The 16890-nt window shown below is 61.5% G+C and carries 17 protein-coding genes; 4 read left to right on the top strand and 13 right to left on the bottom strand.

Translation table 11 applies throughout. The features are described from left to right. Window positions 1-3: 3 nt before the first annotated feature. From DOM27_RS00610 to dksA, 7 genes are all read right to left on the bottom strand, one after another. Window positions 4-492 carry a GNAT family N-acetyltransferase gene (locus DOM27_RS00610; RefSeq protein ID WP_110654139.1) on the bottom strand — a complete coding sequence of 163 codons (489 nt, stop codon included), beginning with the start codon at window positions 490-492 and terminating at the stop codon, window positions 4-6. Then, entirely contained in the window at window positions 485-1363 is an 879-nt protein-coding gene (panC, locus tag DOM27_RS00605) for a pantoate--beta-alanine ligase (protein WP_110654138.1), read from the bottom strand. The genes DOM27_RS00610 and panC overlap by 8 nt, the downstream gene beginning before the upstream one ends. Further along, window positions 1363-2154, bottom strand: a complete 792-nt coding sequence (panB, locus tag DOM27_RS00600) for a 3-methyl-2-oxobutanoate hydroxymethyltransferase (protein WP_110654137.1) — start codon at window positions 2152-2154, stop codon at window positions 1363-1365. Before panB ends, panC begins: the two co-directional genes overlap by 1 nt. A gap of 198 nt (window positions 2155-2352) precedes the next feature. Then, entirely contained in the window at window positions 2353-2850 is a 498-nt protein-coding gene (folK, locus tag DOM27_RS00595) for a 2-amino-4-hydroxy-6-hydroxymethyldihydropteridine diphosphokinase (RefSeq protein ID WP_110654136.1), read from the bottom strand. Next, complete coding sequence (gene pcnB / locus DOM27_RS00590) at window positions 2843-4276, bottom strand: polynucleotide adenylyltransferase PcnB (RefSeq protein ID WP_110654135.1); 1434 nt, start codon at window positions 4274-4276, stop codon at window positions 2843-2845. Before pcnB ends, folK begins: the two co-directional genes overlap by 8 nt. Before the next feature lie 1057 nt (window positions 4277-5333). Beyond that, window positions 5334-6236: a tRNA glutamyl-Q(34) synthetase GluQRS gene (gluQRS, locus tag DOM27_RS00585; RefSeq protein WP_110654134.1), complete on the bottom strand. Its 903-nt coding sequence runs from the start codon at window positions 6234-6236 to the stop codon at window positions 5334-5336. Between the two features lie 127 nt (window positions 6237-6363). After that, window positions 6364-6801 (bottom strand): RNA polymerase-binding protein DksA, encoded by a 438-nt coding sequence (gene dksA, locus DOM27_RS00580; RefSeq protein ID WP_110654133.1) that lies wholly within the window; start codon window positions 6799-6801, stop codon window positions 6364-6366. A gap of 246 nt (window positions 6802-7047) precedes the next feature. Here dksA and sfsA point away from each other — a divergent pair, with 246 nt between their 5' ends. Then, window positions 7048-7800: a DNA/RNA nuclease SfsA gene (gene sfsA, locus DOM27_RS00575; protein WP_110654132.1), complete on the top strand. Its 753-nt coding sequence runs from the start codon at window positions 7048-7050 to the stop codon at window positions 7798-7800. 30 nt (window positions 7801-7830) lie between these two features. Here the strand turns inward: sfsA and metW are convergent, their stop codons facing one another. The 5 genes from metW to DOM27_RS00550 form a co-directional block, all read right to left on the bottom strand. After that, on the bottom strand, window positions 7831-8427 hold the full coding sequence (gene metW / locus DOM27_RS00570; RefSeq protein WP_110654131.1) for a methionine biosynthesis protein MetW: 597 nt from the start codon (window positions 8425-8427) through the stop codon (window positions 7831-7833). After that, complete coding sequence (metX, locus tag DOM27_RS00565) at window positions 8427-9584, bottom strand: homoserine O-succinyltransferase MetX (protein ID WP_110654130.1); 1158 nt, start codon at window positions 9582-9584, stop codon at window positions 8427-8429. The genes metW and metX overlap by 1 nt, the downstream gene beginning before the upstream one ends. Before the next feature lie 167 nt (window positions 9585-9751). Beyond that, window positions 9752-10342, bottom strand: a complete 591-nt coding sequence (locus tag DOM27_RS00560) for a YggT family protein (protein WP_110654129.1) — start codon at window positions 10340-10342, stop codon at window positions 9752-9754. A gap of 54 nt (window positions 10343-10396) precedes the next feature. Next, window positions 10397-11236, bottom strand: coding sequence for a pyrroline-5-carboxylate reductase (gene proC, locus DOM27_RS00555; protein WP_110654128.1), 840 nt, complete (start codon window positions 11234-11236; stop codon window positions 10397-10399). Window positions 11237-11348: 112 nt separating this feature from the next. Further along, a complete protein-coding gene (locus DOM27_RS00550; RefSeq protein ID WP_110654127.1) occupies window positions 11349-12059 on the bottom strand; it encodes a YggS family pyridoxal phosphate-dependent enzyme in 711 nt (236 codons plus the stop codon). 40 nt (window positions 12060-12099) lie between these two features. Here DOM27_RS00550 and DOM27_RS00545 point away from each other — a divergent pair, with 40 nt between their 5' ends. Beyond that, entirely contained in the window at window positions 12100-13134 is a 1035-nt protein-coding gene (locus DOM27_RS00545; protein ID WP_110654126.1) for a type IV pilus twitching motility protein PilT, read from the top strand. A 34-nt stretch (window positions 13135-13168) separates the two neighbouring features. Then, window positions 13169-14311, top strand: coding sequence for a PilT/PilU family type 4a pilus ATPase (locus DOM27_RS00540; protein WP_110654125.1), 1143 nt, complete (start codon window positions 13169-13171; stop codon window positions 14309-14311). Window positions 14312-14366: 55 nt separating this feature from the next. Here DOM27_RS00540 and DOM27_RS00535 read toward each other — a convergent pair whose 3' ends face one another. Continuing rightward, window positions 14367-15482: an anhydro-N-acetylmuramic acid kinase gene (locus DOM27_RS00535; protein WP_110654124.1), complete on the bottom strand. Its 1116-nt coding sequence runs from the start codon at window positions 15480-15482 to the stop codon at window positions 14367-14369. A 175-nt stretch (window positions 15483-15657) separates the two neighbouring features. On the opposite strand from DOM27_RS00535, the gene tyrS reads away from it, so the two are divergent. Further along, window positions 15658-16857: a tyrosine--tRNA ligase gene (gene tyrS / locus DOM27_RS00530; protein ID WP_110654123.1), complete on the top strand. Its 1200-nt coding sequence runs from the start codon at window positions 15658-15660 to the stop codon at window positions 16855-16857. Window positions 16858-16890: the final 33 nt, after the last annotated feature.

Here is a 16890-nt window from a genome sequence, read left to right as displayed (position 1 = left end):
GCGCTATGGGTCTGTATTGTCGACATTCTGGGTAAATTGTCGCAGCTGCATGGGCTGAATGCCACGGGTGTCGATCACACCATGGTTGACGAAACCCAGCCGCCGATAAAGATCGAGCGCGGCATGATTGTTGACGAAGACGTTGAGCGTCACCGTGTCAGCCTTACGGTGGCGGGCTTCGGCGAGGAGATGCCGGCATAGGCGCTCGCCAAGACCCTGGCGCCGGTGGACGGGCGACACGATGATTCGAGCCAGGTGCGCGCGCCGCTCGCCCTTGTCCACGAGTTGACCGAACGCGATGGGGGTGTCGTTCACGACCAGACTGAAAGAGGCGTTATCGCTGGCGGCGATCTCCTGCCACAGCGTCGGGCCGTCGGTGGGCCAGGTGAGACCCGGTCCGGCCCAGCGCTCGAGTGCTTTGGGCGTCTCGATCCAATGGACAATGACCGTGATATCGGAGGATAGGGCCGGGCGCCAGCGAACGTCAGCCATGTCGAAGATCGGCTCCGGATGGCTGGGGAAGTTCAACGGCAACGTTATCGATCAGTCGCGTCGAGCCGAGATAAACCGCAGCCAGAAGGTGCGCCTCGGCATCGCGACCGGGTTCGAAAGGGGAAAGATCGCGGGCCCGCAGTTCGAGATAGTCGAGCCGGAAGCCGGCTTCCTCCAAGGTTTGCGAGGCAGCGGCCAGAATGGTGCCAGGCGGCTCGCCGCTCGCCAGCGCGCTGCGACATTGCGCCAGCGTTTGCTGCAGAGCCGGGGCGAGCGCTCGTTGGTCGGACGTGAGATAACCATTGCGCGAGGATAGCGCCAAGCCGTCCGCGGCGCGCACGATTGGGACACCGATAATCTCGATGGGAAAGTGGAGGTCGTCGACCAGCTTGCGAATCACGGCCAGCTGCTGGAAGTCCTTCTCGCCGAAACAGGCGATATCCGGCTGGATCAGATGAAACAGTAGTGAGACTACCGTGGCGACACCGTCGAAGTGACCGATACGCGTTCCACCGCACAACCCTTCGGAGACGTTCGGCACGTGAACCTGGGTCTGGGTCCCCAGCCCGCCGGGATAGAGCGTCTCGACGCTAGGGGCGAACAGTAGATCGCAGCCATGCGCCGTCAGCCGTTCGCGATCGCTGTCGAGCGTGCGCGGATACTGGCCGAAGTCCTCCCCGGCGCCGAACTGCAGAGGATTGACGAACAGTGTCGCCACGACCACGTCGGCGGACTCTCTCGCGCGGTCGACCAGGGCCAGATGACCTTCGTGCAGATTTCCCATGGTAGGGACCAGCGCGATACGCTGCCCGGCCAGGCGGTGTGTTCGAAGCCGTTCACGCAGCGGTGCGATCTCGTGGAGCGTCTGCATCAGAAGCAGTGCTCCTCGGCCGGAAAACGGCGCGATTTGACCGCCTCGTCATAAGCGCGAAACGCTGCCTCGATACTCTCCTGACCCTTCAGGAAATTGTGTACGAAGCGTGGCACGTAGCCGCTGTTCAAGCCCAAGGTGTCGTGCATGACCAGGATCTGTCCGTCCACATCCGGCCCGGCGCCGATACCGATGACGGGCGCGTCGACTGCGTCGCGTACCGCACGACCTACGGCGCGAGGGACACATTCGAGCAGAATGACCGCGGCGCCGGCGTCGACCAGCCGTCGGGCATCATCGACGATACGCTGGGCATCGTCTTCCGCCTTGCCCTGTACCTTGAAGCCACCCAGTTGATGGACGCTTTGCGGGGTCAAGCCGAGGTGAGCACAGACCGGCACGCCGCGACGCGACAGTTCGCGAATGCCGTCGGCCATCCATGCCTCACCTTCGATCTTGATCAGCTCGGCCCCGGCGCGCATCAGCTCGCCGGCATCGCGGAGTAGCTGGCCGATGTCGGCATTGCTCATGAACGGAAGGTCGACCATCAGCAGACTTCGCTGCTTGCCGCGCGCCACGCAGGTCGTGTGATAACGAATGTCTTCGAGGGTGACCGGCAACGTACTCCCGTGGCCCTGCAGGACCATGCCCAGCGAATCGCCGACCAGCAGCACATCGATACCGGCAGCGTCGGCGCAGCGCGCCAACGTGGCGTCATAGGCGGTCAGACAGCTGAAGGCCTCTCCGCGTGCCTTGCAGTCGCGCAGCGTATTGAGGGTGACGCGCTTCATGCTCTCTCTCCCATGAACAGCGAGGCTCGCTCGCGGACGCCGACGACATTCCCCACGTGGCAGGGGGCGCCGGCTTGTCGCCCCCGAAGAGACGATGCGGAGCAGAGTGTAATGGGTTGTCGACAGGACGCAACTCGACGTTGGCGGCATGAAAGGTCTTCTGACATACCCATTACCTAACTGCCCATCGCGCCGGATTTACTCTACCAGTCGAGTCAGCGCCTGATCCTTGAGGCTACCTGCTAGTGTCAGAGGCAGCTCGCCTCCCAAAGTCAGGGTGGGGGCGATTTCGGCGAGGGGCTCGAGCACGAACCGGCGGCGGGACATTTCAGGATGGGGAAGCGTCAGGCGTGGAGAACGTCGTGCGAGTCCGTCATACCACAGCAGGTCCAGGTCCAGCGTACGCGGACCCCAGTGGCGGTTACGTACGCGGCGGTGGTGTTGCTCGAGCGCCTGCAGTTGGTCGAGCAGCGCCAGCGGCGACAGCCGAGTACGAATGGCAGCGACGGCGTTGATGAAGTCCGGCTGATCCCGGGGACCGACCGGTGCACTGGCGTAGAGTGAGGAGCGTGCGACGCACTCGCTCAAGGGCAAGAGTGCCAATGCCGAGAGCGCCCGCTCGAGTTGATCACGCGGCGCTTCGAGATTGCTGCCCAGGCCGACGTAGGCCAGGGCCGAACGCTGGCGTTCAGTCATTCAGCGTCGGCGGCGTCGGCTTGTTGGTCGGACGCCGACGTTTGCGCGGGCGTCGACGACGTGGCTTGCCGCTCGCGCCGTCGGCAGGAGGGCCGCTATCGGCATCCGCCATCAGCTGACGCTGGCCGTCCTCGTCGGCTTTCTGAAATTCGGTCCACCACGCGCCGAGGCCCGGCGTCAATTCACCGGATTCCTCTCGCAGCAGCAGGAAATCGTACGCCGCGCGGAAGCGCGGGTGCTCGAGCGTCTGGAAAACCCGGCGACCGCGACGACGGGGTAACTGCTGCTGCAGGTCCCAGATATCACGCATCGGCATGCTGAAGCGCTTGGGAATCGAGGTGTGCTGCAACTGGCGACTAATGACCTGCTGTGCCGCCGCCTGTTGCGCCGGAATTTCGGGCAGGTCCTGTTCGTGCGCGATCTGAGGGGTGCGCTGCTGTACGCAAGGCCATAACAGGGCGCCAAACAGGAAAGCGGGCGTCACCGGACGATCCTGAGCGATTCGCGCGTCGGTATTGGCCAGCGCCTGCTCGACGAGCTTGACCGCCCACGGTTGCTCGTTGAGGGCTTCGTCGCTCTCGGGAAACAGCATGGCAAACAGTCCGCGTTCGCGAAGCACGCGAAAGCTTTGCAGGGCGTGACCGGAGAGGAACAGCTTGAGGACTTCCTCGAACAGCCTGGCCGGCGGAATCTGCAAAAGGAGCGGCGCCAGCTCGCGGATCGGCGCTTCGGTGTCTTCGGCGATCCGGAAGTCGAGCTTGGCGGCGAAACGTGCGGCGCGCAGCATGCGAACCGGGTCTTCGCGATAACGGGTTTCCGGATCGCCGATCATCCGCAGTACACGGTCATCGAGATCCTGGAGCCCGCCGGTCCAATCGTGAATGGCGAAGTCGGTAACGCTGTAGTAGAGCGCGTTGACGGTGAAGTCGCGACGAATCGCGTCTTCCTCGACGCTGCCCCAGACGTTGTCGCGAAGCAGCAAACCGTCGTCCGACTGCTGGCTCAAATTGCCGGTGTGTTCTTCACCATGACGTCCACGAAAAGTCGTGACCTCGATCACCTCGCGCCCGAAGCGGACGTGAACGATGCGAAAGCGACGGCCGATGATGCGAGAGTTGCGGAACAGCTGGCGGACTTCATCGGGCGTGGCGTTGGTAGCGACATCGAAGTCCTTGGGCCGATTCCCCAGCAGCGAGTCGCGAATGCAACCGCCGACCAGATAGGCGTCATAGCCGGCACTGTTCAACCGGTACAGGACCTTGAGTGCGCTTTCGCTGAGATTCTGGCGCGAGACGTTGTGTTCGTCGCGAGGCAGGACTTGTCGAGTGGGCGTAGCGTCTTCGCCAGCCTGTGCAGATTCCGGATTGAAGAATGTCTTCAAACGCTCACCGGGACGCTGGAGAAAACGGGAAAATCCTTTGAACATGCGACGAAATCGACTCGCGAGGTAGCAAAACTCCAGTGTAGCGGAGCCCCGAAGCCTTGCAAAGGCAACGGTCGCGACGGGAGAAAGGAAAGGGGATGGGGGATGCGCGTTTGGGGCACCGGAAGGGGCTGTCGATCAACGGGTCGGAAACCGGATTTGCTCCGGGAGGAGTCATAGTAAAAGGGGAGACCCGGTGGGCCTCCCCTCTAAAGATACTTCGCAACGTCCATGCCGCTTTTTCTTGTTCGTGATGGCGCATCGCCTTGAATACGTAACACAGTCGCTAAACGCTACTGCAGCCTTCGGCTTGTCATTGTCAGCCTTGCTGCGTAGCGACCACCTCGTATTCAAAACAATAATCCAACCACGACAGGCAATGCCCTTTCTCGGTTCTTGTCGTTGTTCCGAGAAGTCTTCGGACCACGGGGAGGCTTGTTCTTGTTGCCCCGCTGATGAAGAGCGTCGCGTCCTGATTTTGCTTAGGCCCGAGAACGATTGTTGTTGTTCATGCTCTCATTCGTGCCTTCGGCCAAGTTTGTTATTGTTGGGCCGTTGACGATCTGCCTTTTAGGTTGAGTGCCATGTTGTCATTGTCGTCGGCACTTGGGGACATCCGATCAACGATTATTGTCGTTGGGATTGATCGGCACCCGCTGTTGTTTTTCTTATCTTACTGATTGCACTTGCCGTGCCACTCCATATTCTTTTCTTATAAAACAATATCTTGCTGAATTCTTTCCATGCCAAGTTTCAACTGGCTCCGGACACGGTCGATCTCGCTGATTCATGACGGGGCACCTTAGACCGCTTATGCTTGATTGTGGTGCACCCTCATGCGATGGCGACAGGGTGACGCAAAATGGCGCAGGTTGCGCTTAGACAATAGTCTTCAACCGAATGTAGGAGAGGGTTACAACCGGCCAAAGGAAGGGGGCGCGGGCTACTTCAGCTTCGATTTTTTGGGGGACGACGAGAAGATACTGTTGCCTGGCCAAAGCGTCGCACGAGGGATGGAACGGGTAGCCGAACAGGAGGGAACAGGTATCCTCGTCTGGCTTCAGCTTCGAGTTCGCCCCGGCGTTGCACTCAACGCCTGCGGCGACCAGTTTTGGCAGGCGTGAGCGAGCTGATCGGCCACCGGCGCCTCGCGTAGCGTCATAGGGGGATGCTGATCGAGCAGCTGCAGCGCTTGATGAAGCAGTGGTCGAGCCAGGTCGGCATCATCGGGAATGGCGGTCGCGAGATTCTGTTTGGAGAGCTTCTGACCGTCGTCGCCCAGAATCAGTGGCAGATGTAGATAGCGGGGTTCGGAATAGCCGAGGGCGGTCTGGAGCTGGCGCTGCCATGGCGTGTTATCGAGCAGATCGAAACCACGCACGATGTCGGTGACGTTCTGGTCCGCATCATCGACCACCACGGCCAACTGATAAGCCCAGAGCCCCTCCTTGCGTTTGATGACGACGTCGCCCTGCCGGGTCGGGTCGAGGCTCTGGTGGCCGAACAGGCGGTCCTGCCACGTTACGGGTTGAACGCCTTTGTCAGTTCGCAAGCGCCAGGCTTGCGGCCGTTCAGGGTATCGCGACCCATGGCGACACCAGCCCGGATAATAGCCATATTGCTGCCATTCTCGACGCGAACAGCCACAGGGATAAGCCATGCCAACGGCGAGCAGCCGATCCAGCGCTGTCTGATAGGCTTCCCCGCGCTCGCTCTGATAGCGAATCTCTCCATCCCATGCCAGGCCGAAGGCTTCCAGTTGGCGACGGATGGTGTCGTCGGTACCGGGTGGGCAGCGGGGCGGGTCGATATCCTCGAATCGCAGCAACCATTGGCCGCCAGCGGCTCGAGCGTCCAGCCAGCTTCCCACCGCTGCCACCAGCGAACCCAGATGCAAGGGCCCCGAGGGTGTGGGAGCGAAGCGGCCGACATAATCAGGCGTTGCCGAGAGAGGCGCAGTCATGGCATGGCTCCGGATTCGACGCAGGGTGCATGGTGGTTCCGATCACGGAGGAACGGGCGTGGAGCCGCAGAACGCAAAACGGGCACCGATGAAGGTGCCCGTCGCGTGGCGAACGCAATCATGACGCTCAGCCGCCGAGCTGTTTTTCCTTGAGCTCGGCCAGCGTCTTGCAGTCGACGCACAGCGTGGCCGTGGGGCGAGCTTCGAGACGACGAATGCCGATTTCGACGCCGCAGGCTTCGCAGAAGCCGTAGTCATCCTCATCGATCTTCTCGATCGTTTCGTTGATCTTCTTGAGCAGCTTGCGCTCGCGATCCCGGGTGCGCAGTTCCAGGCTGAACCCCTCTTCCTGCGTGGCGCGATCGGCAGGATCGGCGAAGTTGTTGGCTTCTTCCTGCAGATGGCGAACCGTGCGATCGACCTCTTCCATCAGATCCTGTTTCCAGCCCAGAAGGATCTCACGGAAATGCGCAAGTTGTTTGTCATTCATATACTCTTCACCCGGCGCCGGCTGGTACGGGGTGAATTGACTGGGCGCTTCCGCTTTCTTTTCCGCTACTGGCATGTGGGCTGCCTCGTTACGCAAGTGTCGTGACGCGTGTGATCTGGCCGAGTATCGACCGTGGGCAGCGATTGCCACTGCCCGAAGCCATGCTTATTTAGCGAAAAAGTTGCCGCTTTGCAACCCAATAGGCGCTTTATTTTTCTCATGCCGCGTTTGTGAAACCGGGGAATCGAGCCGTTATCGGCCGGTCCGGCAGCGGCGACAACGTTTATCTTCCTGACCTCACGCTCAAGGGATCGGCACCGCATGAATTATCCCGCTCTCGTTTCCGGCATTCTGCTGCGACGCTATAAACGCTTCTTGGCCGATATCGAGCTCGAGGATGGCCGCGAAGTCGTGGCGCACTGTCCCAATACCGGTTCGATGCGGGCCGTCAATGCGCCCGGTTGCCGGGTCTGGCTGTCGCCGAGCACCAATCCGGCTCGAAAGCTTGCCTGGACCTGGGAGCTGATCGAGCTGCCCGACAGGAATGGAGATATCGACTGGGTCTCGGTGCATACCGGGCGAGCCAACGCGCTAGTGGAAGAGGCGCTGCTCGCTGGCGCCATTCCGGAGCTGGCAGGCTTCTCTGAGCTCAAGCGGGAGGTCGGTGTCGAAGGGGCCAGACTCGATTTTCGACTGAGCGCACCGCCGGGTCGCGATACCTTCGTCGAGGTAAAGCAGGTCACGCTGCAAGAGAGCGACGGTCATGGCTATTTTCCCGACTCCGTCAGCGAGCGGGGCCGACGTCATCTGGATGTGCTCGCCGATCTGGCCGACCAAGGGCACCGTAGCGTATTGCTGTTCTGCGTGGCACATACCGGCATCGATGACGTGGCACCCGCAGCGCACCTCGATCCGGCCTACGCGCGGACATTGCAGGCGGTGAGCGAGCGCGGGGTGGAGATATTGGCCTACGGCTGTCGCGTCATGCGGCGATCGGGTCGGCCCGAGGCGATGATGCTGAATCGCCGTCTGAGTATCGATCTCGATCGCCGCTGGTCCGCGAAGCCGCTTTGATTCTCGTCAGCGGTCATGCGTATGGTCTGACTAGCGCCCGCGGCGCACCCGAAAAATTGCCGTCTCGCCGAAAAGATTGGGCCAGAGCCGCGAGGTCCAATGTCCTTCATGCTCGGCACTGCCCACCGCTTCATCGACGATGGTGACGCCCTTGTCGCGGCACAGCTGGGCGAAGTCCTGAAACGTCGACAGGTGAATGTTGGGCGTGTCGTACCAGGCGTGCGGTAGCGAGCGTGACACCGGCATGCGACCGCGGAATGTCAGATGCAGGCGGTGCTTCCAGTAGGCGAAGTTGGGGAAGGCGATGATGCACTCCGGGGCCACGCGCAGCATCTCGTCGAGCATGGCGTCGGGGCGACGCAATACCTGCAGCGCCTGAGTCATGATTACCAGGTCGCAGGCGTCGTCGACGAAGTTGCCGAGGCCATCGTCGAGGTTCTGTTCGAGCACATTGACGCCCCGGCCGAGGCAGGCGGCAATCCCCTCGGGATCGATCTCGAGGCCGTACCCGGTAACGTTCTTGTGGCGTGCCAGCGCTGCCAGCAGTGTGCCATCACCGCAGCCCAGGTCGAGAATACGGGCGTCGTCGGGAATCCAGTCGTAGATCAGCTCAAGATCCGCGCGCATCAGACTGCCTCCCCGGTGATATCGGCGTGGATGCGCCGCATGTAGCTGCCGAATACGGCTTCGTACTGATCGTTGGGCAGCAGAAACGCGTCATGGCCGTGGGGCGAGTCGACATTGATATAGCTGACCGCCTTGCCGGCTCGCAGTAGCGCACTGACCAGTTCCCGAGAGCGTGCCGGCGCGAAGCGCCAGTCGGTGGTGAAGCTGACCACCAGATAAGGGCAGGTCACCGGGGCCAGTGCCGCCGCCAGATCGCCGCCGTGCTGGCCGGCGGGATCGAAGTAGTCCAGCGCCTTGGTCATCAATAGATAGGTGTTGGCGTCGAAGCGGGTCGAGAACGTATCGCCCTGATGGCGCAGATAGGATTCAACCTGGAATTCGACGTCGTAGCCGAAGTTCAACTGATCGCTGCGCAGGTCGCGGCCGAAGCGCGACCCCATCGAGTGTTCCGACAGATAGGTGATGTGGCCGATCATTCTGGCCAGTTTCAACCCGAGCTTGGGAATCGCATCGTGATCGGCGTACCAGCCATCGTGGAAATCGGAATCCGAGCGGATCGCCTGGCGCGCCACCTCGTTGAAGGCAATATTCTGCGCCGACAGGCGAGGGGTGGCGGCGATCACGGCCACGTTGGCGACGCGTTCCGGGTAGGCGATTGACCACTGCATTGCCTGCATGCCGCCCAGACTGCCGCCGACCACTGCGGCAAAACGTTCGATGCCCAGCTGATCGGCCAGGCGAGCCTGGCTATGGACCCAGTCCGCCACGGTCATGACCGGGAATGTCGGCCCCCACTGGTGACCTGTCTGCGGATTGAGGCTGGCAGGCCCGGTGCTGCCGTGGCAGCCGCCCAGGTTGTTGAGCGAGATGACGAAGAAGCGATCGGTATCGATCACCTTGCCGGGACCGATGTAAGCGTCCCACCAGCCGGGTTTGCGCTCATCGGCCGTGTGATAACCCGCGGCATGGTGATGTCCCGAAAGGGCGTGACAGATCAGCACCGCATTGCTGCGCTCGGCATTCAGCGCACCGTAGGTCTCGTAGACCAGTTCGAAGCGCTCTAGGGTCTTGCCGCAGGCCAGCGCCAGCGGCGACTCGAACGTCGCGATTTGCGGTGTGACCACGCCGACCGAATCGGACGGGAAGGAAGCGGACATGAAGCGGGATAATCTCCAGGTTCAGCAGGGGCATGTCACCGATGACGTATCGGGGGTGCCCTAGCGCCGCCGCGGAAGTCACGACGCCGCGATAGTGATGGAACCGCGGCCCTGATAACGCTGCGACAGTCATGCTGCAACAGTGACAGGGCCGTGATCACGACGGTTCAGAAACCGATCAGAGCACCCGGCAAGCCGGCGGCGCGGGCGAGCGAGCCCACCACGACGCTGTCGAGCAGGTTGATGATGATGAACACCACGATCGGCGACAGATCGATCATGCCCAGCGGCGGGATCACACGGCGCACCGGGGCCATGATCGGTTCGACGATCTGCATGACCAGCAGCGCCCCGGGATGACTGGCTCGAGGTGCCACCCAGCTCAGGATGATCATGATGATCAGGGCGAAGAAGTAGATCTTGAGAATCGCGTTGAGGACACCGGCGATGCCGGCCAACAGCAGCCCTTGAAGCGGCGGCATGCCGAAGCCGGCAATCTGGAAAATCGCGATGATCACGATCACTTTCAGCAGAAAACCCACGAACAGCGTGGCGATATCGATACGGCCGACAGGGCGCAGAATTTTCTGTACCGGGGCGACGACTGGCTGCGTCGCCTTGACGATTCCCTGACTCAGAGGGTTATAGAAGTCCGCCTGCGAAAATTGCAGCAAAAAGCGCAGCATCAACACAAACAAATAGATGTTGACTAGCGTGTTGACCAGCATCAAGCCGGCGCTTCCGAGATTACTGCCCATTACGTTCTCCTAATGATTCGGCGGGTTCCATTCCGACTGGGTTCGATCTTTGTTTCATTCGCGCGACAATTCGCGAGATAGCTCTCGGGCACGTTCGGCGCAGGCCTGGGTCGCGCGGCCTACGATGTCCTTCAGGCCCGCCTCCTCGAAAGCGTTGATGGCCCGCTCGGTAGTGCCATTGGGAGACGTGACGCGGCGGCGTAGTTCAGCGGGGTCGAATTCGCTCTCCCGCGCCATCTTGGCGGCCCCGAAGGCGGTCTGCAATGCCAGTCGGCGCGCGCTTTTCGCAGGCAAACCCAGTTCGATACCGGCAGCCTCCAACGACTCCATGAAGAGAAAGAAGTAGGCCGGGCCGCTGCCGGAGACGGCTGTGACGGCTTCGATCTGCGCTTCCTGATCGACCCATTCGACCAGCCCGACCGACGTCAGAAGCTCGGTGGCGAGCTGGCGCTCCCCATCGCTGACGCGGGCGTTGGCGTAGAGGCCGCTGGCGCCAGCGCCTACCAGCGACGGCGTGTTGGGCATGCAGCGAATCAGCGCCAAGCCACCCCCCAACCAACCATCCAGCGTCGCGGCGTCGAGCCCGGCCGCCACCGAGACGACCAGGGGACGGCGTACCTGGACGGTTTCTCTCAGCGACAGGCACAGGTCGCGCATCATCTGCGGCTTGACCGCCAGCACCAGCACGTCGGCCTGCTCAACGGCAGCTAGATTATCCTGCATCGTGCGGATGCCGTAGCGTTGGCTGATGTCATCGCGCTTCTCTTGGCTACGCGACGTGGCGACGATGGCCTCGGCGGGATAGCCGCTATCGAGCATGCCACCGAAGATGGCGCTGGCCATGTTGCCGGCACCGATGAAGACGATACGGCTGGCCTGGGGCGAGTCGGTCATGACTAGGTCCTATGGATGAGTCCTGTGGGAAAGCCCTTTGGCAAAGCTCTTGGAGAAGCCCTGTGAAAAAGCCCTATGGTCTGGCGTCGAGAAGAGCAAGCCATTGGAGCCGTCAACTCCCGGCTGGCGGTCGGCTACCGAAGACGGCGGTGCCCAGACGGACGATGGTGGCGCCTTCGGCGACGGCCGCTTCCAGGTCGCCGCTCATGCCCATCGATAGCGTATCCAGTGGTGCTTCGGGAAAGCGCTGTCGTAGCGTTGCCAAGGCATCGGCGACATGGCGGAAGGCCTGGCGCTGCTGCTCGGGGTCGTCGCTGGGCGCGGGCAGTGCCATCAGCCCGCGCAGACGCAGATTGGGAAGCGCGAGAATCGACTCGGCGAGCGCCGGCAATGCCTGAAGTTCGACGCCCGCCTTGCTCGCTTCGCCGCTGACATCGAGCTGCAGACAGATATCGAGGGGGCCTAACTCGGCGGGGCGCTGTTCGGAAAGACGACGTGCGATCTTTTCCCGATCGACGCCATGCACCCAGCTGAAATGCTCGGCCACCTCGCGAGTCTTGTTCGATTGTAGTGAGCCGATGAAATGCCACTCGATATCGTCGAGATTGGCCAGTGCCTGTTGTTTGTCCAGAGCTTCCTGCAGATAGTTCTCGCCGAAAGCGCGTTGACCGGCGATATAGGCCTGGCGCAGCATGTCCGCTGACTTGGTTTTGCTGACAGCAAGCAGGTGCGCGTCATCACCCGGACGACCGGCAGCAGCCAACGCCGCTCCGAGGCGCTCGCGGGCACGGGATAGGGACTCGGACACCGATGCTTCTGACATACTGATTAGCGACCTTACGCAGGGGAGCGAATAAAAGCCCATGGATATTACCGAACTGTTGGCGTTCTCGGCAAAACACGACGCCTCCGATCTGCACCTTTCGGCAGGATTGCCGCCCATGATACGGGTTGACGGTGACATGCGCCGACTCAACGTGCCGGCGCTCGACGACAGCCAGGTGCGCCGCCTGATCTACGACGTCATGAACGATCGTCAGCGCCGCGACTTCGAGGCCGTACTCGAAACCGACTTTTCGTTCGAGGTTACCGGAGTTTCGCGTTTTCGCGTCAACGCTTTCACTCAGGGGCGAGGGGCGGGCGCCGTATTTCGTACCATTCCCAGTAATGTGCTGACGCTCGATGATCTTGGGCTGGGCGATGTCTTCCGGCGTCTGGCGATGCTACCGCGGGGCCTGGTGCTGGTCACGGGGCCGACCGGAAGCGGTAAGTCGACGACGCTGGCGGCGATGATCGACTACATCAATAGCAATCGTCAGGAACATATCCTGACCATCGAGGATCCGGTCGAATTCGTTCACGAAAGCAAGCGCTGCCTGGTCAATCAACGTGAGGTCCATCGTGATACCAAGGGCTTCGCGCCCGCCCTGCGCTCGGCGCTGCGCGAGGATCCGGACGTGATTCTGGTGGGCGAGCTACGAGACCTGGAAACCATTCGACTGGCACTGACGGCGGCGGAGACCGGTCATCTGGTGTTTGGTACCCTGCATACCACCTCGGCGGCCAAGACCATCGACCGGATCATCGATGTGTTCCCGGGGGACGAGAAAGGCATGGTGCGTTCGATGCTGTCCGAGTCCCTGCAGGCGGTGATTTCTCAGACACTCCTCAAGCGCGATGGTGGTGGGCGAGTCGCCGCTCACGAAATCCTGGTGGCCACGTCGGCGATCCGCAACCTGATTCGAGAGGGCAAGGTCGCGCAGATGTATTCAGCGATTCAGACCGGCGGCAACCTGGGGATGCAGACGCTGGATGCGGCGCTATCCCATTTGGTGGCCGAAGGCTTGGTGACACGCCAGGAAGCCCACGCCAAGTCGCGCGCCGGGCTCGATCAATGAATCGGGCCCCTGATTCCGGTTTTCAGGACATGTCATGACACCCTCTCAATGGTTTGAGCAATTACTCGACATCATGTTGGCCAAGCAGGCTTCGGACCTGCTGATTTCCATCGGGGCTCCGCCCTGTCTGAAGCTCGATGGAAAACTGGTGGCGCTAGGCGAAACGCCGTTGCATCCGGAACAGGTACGCGAACTGGTGGCTGTCGCCTTGCCTCAGGGGCGCCGGGAAGCGTTCGAAGCCGAGCACGAAGCCAATTTCGCCCTGAGTCTGAGCGGCAAGGGGCGGTTTCGGGTCAGCGCCTTCTACCAGCGCAGCCAGCCGGCCATGGTGGTGCGGCGCATCGCGTTCGATATTCCCGATCTCGAATCGTTGGGGCTGCCAGTGGTGACAGGAACCCTGGCCTCCATTCGGCGCGGGCTGGTGCTCGTGGTCGGTGGGACCGGCAGCGGCAAGTCGACGACGCTGGCCTCGATGATCCAGCATCGCAATCGTACGGTTGGCGGTCACATCATCTGCATCGAAGATCCGATCGAGTATATGCATCCCCACCAGCGTGGCATCATCAATCAGCGCGAAGTGGGCATCGACACCGAGTCCTATGAGGTTGCGCTGAGAAACGCGCTGCGCCAAGCGCCGGATGTCATCATGATTGGCGAAATTCGAAGCCGCGACACCATGGAGCTGGCGCTTAGCTTCGCCGAAACCGGGCATCTGTGTCTGGCGACGCTTCACGCCAATAGCGCCGACCAGGCGATCGAACGCATCCTCAGCCTGTTTCCGCCGTCCCGGCAGGAGCAAATCTGGATGGATCTTTCGCTCAACCTGCGTGCCGTGGTCGCTCAGCGATTGCTGCCTCGCCAGGATGGTGCCGGGCGCTGTGTGGCGACGGAGATCCTGCTCAAGTCGCCGTTGATCAGCGAGTTGATCCGGCGCGGCGAGGTGGCAGAACTGAAGGATCTGATGCGTCGCTCCCGCGAGCAAGGCATGCAAACCTTCGATCAGTCGCTCTATGAGCTGTTCCGGCGTGGCGATATCGGTGAGGAGCTGGCGCTGGCCCACGCCGATTCAGCCAACGATCTGCGTATGCTGATCCGATATGGCGAGCGGCGTCGTCCCGGAGAGCGAGGAGATGATGGCACCCGGTTTTCATTGATCGACGACGCAGATCGGCAGTGATTCAGTGTCTCTAGAAGCAGGAGCAAACCTGGTGTCAGCCTCCGCCGGAGGTCTGTCAGGGCGAATAGATACCGCCCAGTACTCGAGGTCCGCTGGCGCCGGTCACTTCTGGCAGATTGCCTGGCAGTTGGTGAATCCGCCGCCAGGCTAGCCAGGCGAAAGCGCCAGCTTCCAGCCAGTCGGCCGACCAGCCAAAATCCTCGCAGTGCAATAATGCGACGCCGGGCAGATGTGTTGCCAAACGCTGCATGAGATGGCGGTTATGAGCCCCGCCGCCGCAAACGATCAGGTCGGTGTTATTCGCTTCGATGAACTCCCCCGCAGCCTGCGCCACGCTGATCGCGGTCAGCTCCGCCAAGGTGGCCTGAACGTCGGCCGGTGCTTCATCGCCGCGCAGGCGCTTTTCCACCCACCCGAGATGAAACTGCTCCCGTCCTGTGCTCTTGGGCGGCGCGGAGGCAAAGTAGGGTTCGTCCAGTAGGCGTTCGAGCAAGAGATCATCGATGATGCCACTGGCGGCCCAGCAACCATCTTCATCGATCGGGCCATGCTGGTGCCGGGCGTGCCAGGCATCGATCAGCAGGTTAGCCGGTCCGGTATCGAAGCCGATGACCGGCAGCGATGATCCCGAAGGCCTTAGGCGCGTCAAATTGGCAATCCCGCCCAGGTTGAGAATGAGCCGGGTGCGGACGGCGTCGGTAAACAATGCCTGATGGAAAATCGGCGCCAGTGGCGCAGCCTGACCGCCGGCCGCCATGTCGCGACGGCGAAAGTCGGCGACGACCTGACAACCGGTCAATTCGGCCAGTCGGCTGGGGTTGTCGAGTTGATAGGTAAAAGGTGCGTCTGCATAGGGGGCATGCTCGATGGTCTGTCCATGGCTGCCGATGGCGGTAAGCGACGCAGGAGTCAGATCGTGGCGTGCCAGCAACTGGTGCACCGCTTCAGCTTGGCGATCGCAGAATGCGCTTTCGGTGGCGCCCAGTGCAGCAAAGCTCACCTGCGACGCTTGCGTCAGTTCGAGCAGGGCTCTCCCCAGCTCGGCGCCCAGCGGCAGGCAAAGCGCATCGACCAGCCGCGGGCGTTGATCGATGTCATCGTCGATCTCTACCAGGGCCGCATCGATGCCGTCCAGGCTGGTGCCGGACATCAAGCCCACGAACAGTGACATGAACCTCTCCCTCGTTGTTGTAAATCGATCGCATGAATCGATAGCGTGAATCGGCGACGTGAATTCGTAACGTAGCACGGCGGCTGGGCCGGGGCGTGGCTCAACGATGGTCAAAGACTCGTGCTAAGATTGCCGCCTTTCAAGCTCGATAGCGTTGGTAAGGGAGACGGATACGATGGCCGAGGTCGATGAGGCGCTGGCGTTGATCAAGCGCGGTACGCAGGAGATTCTGATCGAAGATGAGCTGGTGAAAAAGCTCGAATCCGGTCGCAAGCTCCGCATCAAGGCAGGCTTCGACCCCACGGCTCCCGATCTGCACCTGGGACATAGCGTATTGCTGACCAAAATGCGCCAGTTTCAGGATCTTGGCCACGAGGTGATTTTCCTGATCGGCGATTTCACCGGCCGAATCGGTGATCCGACCGGCAAGAACGTGACGCGCAAGCCGCTTACCGAGGAAGAGGTCAAGGCCAATGCCCAGACCTATCGGCAGCAGGTCTTCAAGATCCTCGATCCCGACAAGACCGAAGTGCGTTTTAACGCCGAATGGTTCGGAGAGATGTCGGCGGCCGACATGATCGAGCTCTCGGCGCAGTCCACCGTGGCTCGCATGCTGGAGCGTGACGACTTCGAAAAGCGTTACCGCGCCGGGCAGTCGATCTCCATTCACGAGTTTCTCTATCCGCTAGTGCAGGGCTACGACTCGGTGGCACTGAAGGCGGACGTCGAGCTTGGGGGCACCGACCAGAAGTTCAATCTGCTGATGGGGCGCGAGGTTCAGAAGCATTTCGGCCAGGAGCCGCAGGTGGTCATCACCATGCCGTTGCTCGAAGGGCTGGATGGTGTCCAGAAGATGTCCAAATCGTTGAACAACTATATCGGTGTGGACGATGCGCCGGGAGTGATGTTCAACAAGATCGTGTCGATGCCGGACAGTTTGATGTGGCGCTATTTCGAACTGCTGTCGCTGAAGTCCAATGAAGAGATCGAAGCAATTCGCCAGGAGATCACCGGAGGCGCCAATCCTCGAGATATCAAGATGGCGTTGGCGAGAGAGTTGATCACGCGTTACCACGGTGAAGAGGCGGCGGCGAACGCGCACCGCTCCGCGGGTAATCAGCTGGCGGAGGGCGAGCTGCCCGAGGATCTGCCGGAAGTGACGGTCGACTTCGACGGCGCGACCCAGGCGCCAATTGCCGCCGTGCTCAATCGTGCCAATCTGGCCAACAACAGTGCCCAGGCCAAGGACATGCTCGGCAACGGCCGGGTCAAGGTCGATGGGGAAGTGGCTGCCAAGGATACGATGCTCGAAACGGGCAAGAGCTACGTGATCCAGGCTGGCAAGAAGCGCTACGCTCGCATCACGCTTGGCTGAGCCAGCTCGAGTCAAGTTGTTGAATAGTGCTGA

Origin of the sequence: Salinicola halimionae (assembly GCF_003206065.1) — a bacterium.
Taxonomy (GTDB): domain Bacteria; phylum Pseudomonadota; class Gammaproteobacteria; order Pseudomonadales; family Halomonadaceae; genus Salinicola; species Salinicola halimionae.
This window is presented reverse-complemented; position numbering and strand designations above follow the sequence as displayed.

Bases quoted from the DNA above. Each gene is read 5' to 3' on its own strand.
- DOM27_RS00610 (WP_110654139.1), bottom strand. From the start codon at position 492: ATGGCTGACGTTCGCTGGCGCCCGGCCCTATCCTCCGATATCACGGTC.
- panC (WP_110654138.1), bottom strand. From the start codon at position 1,363: ATGCAGACGCTCCACGAGATCGCACCGCTGCGTGAACGGCTTCGAACA.
- panB (WP_110654137.1), bottom strand. From the start codon at position 2,154: ATGAAGCGCGTCACCCTCAATACGCTGCGCGACTGCAAGGCACGCGGA.
- folK (WP_110654136.1), bottom strand. From the start codon at position 2,850: ATGACTGAACGCCAGCGTTCGGCCCTGGCCTACGTCGGCCTGGGCAGC.
- pcnB (WP_110654135.1), bottom strand. From the start codon at position 4,276: ATGTTCAAAGGATTTTCCCGTTTTCTCCAGCGTCCCGGTGAGCGTTTG.
- gluQRS (WP_110654134.1), bottom strand. From the start codon at position 6,236: ATGACTGCGCCTCTCTCGGCAACGCCTGATTATGTCGGCCGCTTCGCT.
- dksA (WP_110654133.1), bottom strand. From the start codon at position 6,801: ATGCCAGTAGCGGAAAAGAAAGCGGAAGCGCCCAGTCAATTCACCCCG.
- sfsA (WP_110654132.1), top strand. From the start codon at position 7,048: ATGAATTATCCCGCTCTCGTTTCCGGCATTCTGCTGCGACGCTATAAA.
- metW (WP_110654131.1), bottom strand. From the start codon at position 8,427: ATGCGCGCGGATCTTGAGCTGATCTACGACTGGATTCCCGACGACGCC.
- metX (WP_110654130.1), bottom strand. From the start codon at position 9,584: ATGTCCGCTTCCTTCCCGTCCGATTCGGTCGGCGTGGTCACACCGCAA.
- DOM27_RS00560 (WP_110654129.1), bottom strand. From the start codon at position 10,342: ATGGGCAGTAATCTCGGAAGCGCCGGCTTGATGCTGGTCAACACGCTA.
- proC (WP_110654128.1), bottom strand. From the start codon at position 11,236: ATGACCGACTCGCCCCAGGCCAGCCGTATCGTCTTCATCGGTGCCGGC.
- DOM27_RS00550 (WP_110654127.1), bottom strand. From the start codon at position 12,059: ATGTCAGAAGCATCGGTGTCCGAGTCCCTATCCCGTGCCCGCGAGCGC.
- DOM27_RS00545 (WP_110654126.1), top strand. From the start codon at position 12,100: ATGGATATTACCGAACTGTTGGCGTTCTCGGCAAAACACGACGCCTCC.
- DOM27_RS00540 (WP_110654125.1), top strand. From the start codon at position 13,169: ATGACACCCTCTCAATGGTTTGAGCAATTACTCGACATCATGTTGGCC.
- DOM27_RS00535 (WP_110654124.1), bottom strand. From the start codon at position 15,482: ATGTCACTGTTCGTGGGCTTGATGTCCGGCACCAGCCTGGACGGCATC.
- tyrS (WP_110654123.1), top strand. From the start codon at position 15,658: ATGGCCGAGGTCGATGAGGCGCTGGCGTTGATCAAGCGCGGTACGCAG.